We start from the raw sequence: 5,172 nt of genomic DNA, 5'->3' as shown, positions 1-5,172 counted from the left end.
CTTCCACACCCTGCCTATCAACGTCCTAGTCTTGAACGGCTCTTTAGGGAAATCTAATCTTGAGGTGGGCTTCCCGCTTAGATGCTTTCAGCGGTTATCCCATCCGAACGTAGCTACCGGGCAATGCCACTGGCGTGACAACCCGAACACCAGAGGTTCGTCCACTCTGGTCCTCTCGTACTAGGAGCAGATCCTCTCAAATTTCCAACGCCCACGGTAGATAGGGACCGAACTGTCTCACGACGTTCTAAACCCAGCTCGCGTACCTCTTTAAATGGCGAACAGCCATACCCTTAGGACCTGCTTCAGCCCTAGGATGAGATGAGCCGACATCGAGGTGCCAAACACCGCCGTCGATATGAACTCTTGGGCGGTATCAGCCTGTTATCCCCAGAGTACCTTTTATCCGTTGAGCGATGGCCCTTCCATACAGAACCACCGGATCACTAAGACCTACTTTCGTACCTGCTCGACTTGTGGGTCTCGCAGTTAAGCGCGCTTTTGCCTTTATACTCTACGACCGATTTCCGACCGGTCTGAGCGCACCTTCGTACTCCTCCGTTACTCTTTAGGAGGAGACCGCCCCAGTCAAACTACCCACCATACATTGTCCTCGGTATTGTTATACCTGAGTTAGAACCCCAACATGACCAGGGTGGTATTTCAAGATTGGCTCCACCAAGACTAGCGTCTCGGCTTCAAAGCCTCCCACCTATCCTGCACAAGTCAGGTCAAAGTTCAATGTAAAGCTGTAGTAAAGGTTCACGGGGTCTTTCCGTCTAGCCGCGGGTACACAGCATCTTCACTGCGATTTCGATTTCACTGAGTCTCTGCTGGAGACAGCGCTGCCATCATTATGTCATTCGTGCAGGTCGGAACTTACCCGACAAGGAATTTCGCTACCTTAGGACCGTTATAGTTACGGCCGCCGTTTACTGGGGCTTCGATCAAGAGCTTCGCTTACGCTAACCCCATCAATTAACCTTCCAGCACCGGGCAGACATCACACCCTATACGTCCACTTTCGTGTTTGCAGAGTGCTGTGTTTTTAATAAACAGTTGCAGCAGCCTGGTATCTGCGACTGCCAACAGCTCAAGGAGCAAGTCCTATCACCATCAACAGCGTACCTTCTCCCGAAGTTACGGTACCATTTTGCCTAGTTCCTTCAGCAGAGTTCTCTCAAGCGCCTTGGTATTCTCTACCTGATCACCTGTGTCGGTTTAGGGTACGATTCGTTTATAACTATTGCTTAGAAGCTTTTCCTGGAAGCATGGTATTTGCCACTTCGCTGTACAAGTACAGCTTGCTATCAGATCTCGGTATAAAATAGCCCGGATTTACCTAAGCTATAAACCTACATCCTTTCACCTGGACAACCAACGCCAGGCTGACATAACCTTCTCCGTCCCTCCATCGCATTATAAACAAGTATCGGAATATTAACCGATTTCCCATCGACTACGCCTTTCGGCCTCGCCTTAGGGGTCGACTCACCCAGCCCCGATTAACGTTGGACTGGAACCCTTGATCTTCCGGCGTGCGAGCTTTTCACTCGCATTATCGTTACTCACGTCAGCATTCGCTCTTGTGATACCTCCAGCATGCTTTACAACACACCTTCACAGGCTTACACAACGCTCCCCTACCACTTGAAAACAAATTCAAATCCGCAGCTTCGGCTCCTAGTTTGAGCCCCGTTACATCTTCCGCGCGGGCCGACTCGACTAGTGAGCTATTACGCTTTCTTTAAAGGATGGCTGCTTCTAAGCCAACCTCCTAGCTGTCTATGCCTTCCCACCTCGTTTCCCACTTAACTAGGAATTTGGGGCCTTAGCTGGCGGTCTGGGTTGTTTCCCTCTCCACGATGGACGTTAGCACCCACCGTGTGTCTCCCGGATATCACTCATCGGTATTCGGAGTTTGCATCGGTTTGGTAAGTCGGTATGACCCCCTAGCCGAAACAGTGCTCTACCCCCAATGGTGTTCGTCCGAGGCGCTACCTAAATAGCTTTCGGGGAGAACCAGCTATCACCGAGTTTGATTAGCCTTTCACCCCTATCCACAAGTCATCCCCTGGCTTTTCAACGACAGTGGGTTCGGTCCTCCGGTGCCTGTTACGGCACTTTCAACCTGCTCATGGATAGATCACTCGGTTTCGGGTCTATACCCTGCAACTAAACGCCCTATTAAGACTCGGTTTCCCTACGGCTCCCCTAAACGGTTAACCTTGCTACAGAATATAAGTCGCTGACCCATTATACAAAAGGTACGCGGTCACCCAACAAGTGGGCTCCCACTGCTTGTACGCACACGGTTTCAGGTTCTATTTCACTCCCCTCACAGGGGTTCTTTTCGCCTTTCCCTCACGGTACTGGTTCACTATCGGTCAGTCAGGAGTATTTAGCCTTGGAGGATGGTCCCCCCATCTTCAAACAGGATTTCTCGTGCCCCGCTCTACTTAATATGTTAACTCTAATGTTTCGAATACAGGACTATCACCTACTACGGTCAGCTTTCCCACGCTGTTCTTCTACATTAGAATTAATCGGCTTCTCCCCGTTCGCTCGCCGCTACTAGGGGAATCTCAATTGATGTCTATTCCTAAGGGTACTGAGATGTTTCACTTCCCCTCGTTCGCTTCCTAATAAATTAGGATACCTACCTTATGGTAAGTGGGTTTCCCCATTCAGAAATCTCCGGATCACAGGATATTGCCGCCTCCCCGAAGCTTATCGCAGGCTGTCACGTCTTTCATCGCCTCTGACTGCCAAGGCATCCACCATGTGCGCTTCATTACTTGACCATACAACCCCAAGTAGTCTTTCGACTTCTAAGTGTCATACAATCTAATTATGATAACGATATCACCTATGTTTATACGCTTGATTCAGTTCTCTTTACTTTTTTAATAACTCACCCCTGGGATAACAACTGATGTCGTTAAGAGGTGAGTTATTAAGGTTAAGAAGTGCGCGTGAACACGCTCTTCCTAACCCAGACTCATATCTATGTTTTTAAATAGTCTCTATGCTCTCGTCGAGTCACAGATTCTGTATAAAACAGAAAGAAGTAATCAATCACAATCACTTGTTTCTATTTAATACCTATTTATTTATTAGCATCTAAAGCTTACTTAACCGTCTTAGTAGTGGTGGAGCCAAACGGAGTCGAACCGTTGACCTCCTGCGTGCAAGGCAGGCGCTCTACCAACTGAGCTATGGCCCCATTGTAAAATGGTGGGTCTAGGTGGACTTGAACCACCGACCCCCGCGTTATCAACACGGTGCTCTAACCAGCTGAGCTACAGACCCTAATACGTTTGTTAAAAACGTAAGCTTAAACTAAAGAACAACTTGTTGTGAATTCTTGCTGACCGAATGCGTCTATAAGGAGGTGATCCAGCCGCAGGTTCCCCTACGGCTACCTTGTTACGACTTCACCCCAGTCATCAACCACACCGTGGTGAACGCCTCCCCGAAGGTTAAGCTATCCACTTCTGGTGCAATCAACTCCCATGGTGTGACGGGCGGTGTGTACAAGGCCCGGGAACGTATTCACCGCGGCATTCTGATCCGCGATTACTAGCGATTCCTACTTCATGGAGTCGAGTTGCAGACTCCAATCTGGACTACGATAGGCTTTTTGAGATTCGCATCACATCGCTGTGTAGCTGCCCTCTGTACCTACCATTGTAGCACGTGTGTAGCCCTGGTCGTAAGGGCCATGATGACTTGACGTCGTCCCCGCCTTCCTCCAGTTTGTCACTGGCAGTATCCTTAGAGTTCCCGGCTTAACCCGCTGGTAACTAAGGACAAGGGTTGCGCTCGTTGCGGGACTTAACCCAACATCTCACGACACGAGCTGACGACAGCCATGCAGCACCTGTATTCTAATTCCCGAAGGCACTCCCGCATCTCTGCAGGATTCTAGATATGTCAAGACCAGGTAAGGTTCTTCGCGTTGCATCGAATTAAACCACATGCTCCACCGCTTGTGCGGGCCCCCGTCAATTCATTTGAGTTTTAACCTTGCGGCCGTACTCCCCAGGCGGTCTACTTATTGCGTTAGCTGCGTCACTAAGTCCTCAAGGGACCCAACGACTAGTAGACATCGTTTACGGCGTGGACTACCAGGGTATCTAATCCTGTTTGCTACCCACGCTTTCGAGCCTCAGTGTCAGTATGATGCCAGGAAGCTGCCTTCGCCATCGGTATTCCTTCAGATCTCTACGCATTTCACCGCTACACCTGAAATTCTACTTCCCTCTCACCTACTCTAGCCTAACAGTTTCAGATGCAGTTCCCAGGTTAAGCCCGGGGATTTCACATCTGACTTATCAAGCCACCTACGCTCGCTTTACGCCCAGTAATTCCGATTAACGCTTGCACCCTCTGTATTACCGCGGCTGCTGGCACAGAGTTAGCCGGTGCTTATTCTGCAGCTAATGTCATCGTCTCCGGGTATTAACCGAAGAGTCTTCTTCACTGCTTAAAGTGCTTTACAACCAAAAGGCCTTCTTCACACACGCGGCATGGCTGGATCAGGGTTTCCCCCATTGTCCAATATTCCCCACTGCTGCCTCCCGTAGGAGTCCGGGCCGTGTCTCAGTCCCGGTGTGGCTGATCATCCTCTCAGACCAGCTACAGATCGTCGCCATGGTAGGCCTTTACCCCACCATCTAGCTAATCCGACTTAGGCTCATCTAATAGCGAGAGCAGTAAACTGCCCCCTTTCTCCCGTAGGTCGTATGCGGTATTAATACGAGTTTCCCCGTGCTATCCCCCACTACTAGGTAGATTCCTAAGTATTACTCACCCGTCCGCCGCTCGACGCCTGGTAGCAAGCTACCATCGTTTCCGCTCGACTTGCATGTGTTAAGCCTGCCGCCAGCGTTCAATCTGAGCCATGATCAAACTCTTCAGTTTAATCTTGCTATGAAGCTCTTTAAAGAAGCTTCTAAACTTGGCTCATCTAATCTGGCAAAATCGCTAAAAATTATGTTCGTAATGAATTAACTTTGAGTTTTTCTGCTGTCTTAAATGATAATTTTTATAGTTAATAATCTTTCCGAAAAGAAAAGATAGTCAACTTTATTTTTTAGCATTCTGAATCAGCAAAAATCCACACAAGTTGTTCTTTAGTTATGCTTTTAAATAATGTCTGACACTGTC

At 49.0% G+C, this 5,172-nt stretch carries 2 tRNA genes and 2 rRNA genes; all 4 read right to left on the bottom strand.

Annotated features, from left to right (window positions below):
• Positions 1-2,804, bottom strand: a 23S ribosomal RNA gene (locus CXF61_RS01735); the annotation flags it as partial.
• 346 nt (positions 2,805-3,150) lie between these two features.
• Positions 3,151-3,226: transfer RNA gene (locus CXF61_RS01730), tRNA-Ala, on the bottom strand.
• 9 nt (positions 3,227-3,235) lie between these two features.
• Positions 3,236-3,312: transfer RNA gene (locus CXF61_RS01725), tRNA-Ile, on the bottom strand.
• Between the two features lie 75 nt (positions 3,313-3,387).
• Positions 3,388-4,926 (bottom strand): 16S ribosomal RNA (locus CXF61_RS01720).
• Positions 4,927-5,172 lie beyond the last annotated feature (246 nt).

It is taken from the genome of Psychrobacter sp. 4Dc (assembly GCF_002836715.1).
Lineage (GTDB): Bacteria > Pseudomonadota > Gammaproteobacteria > Pseudomonadales > Moraxellaceae > Psychrobacter.
This window is presented reverse-complemented; position numbering and strand designations above follow the sequence as displayed.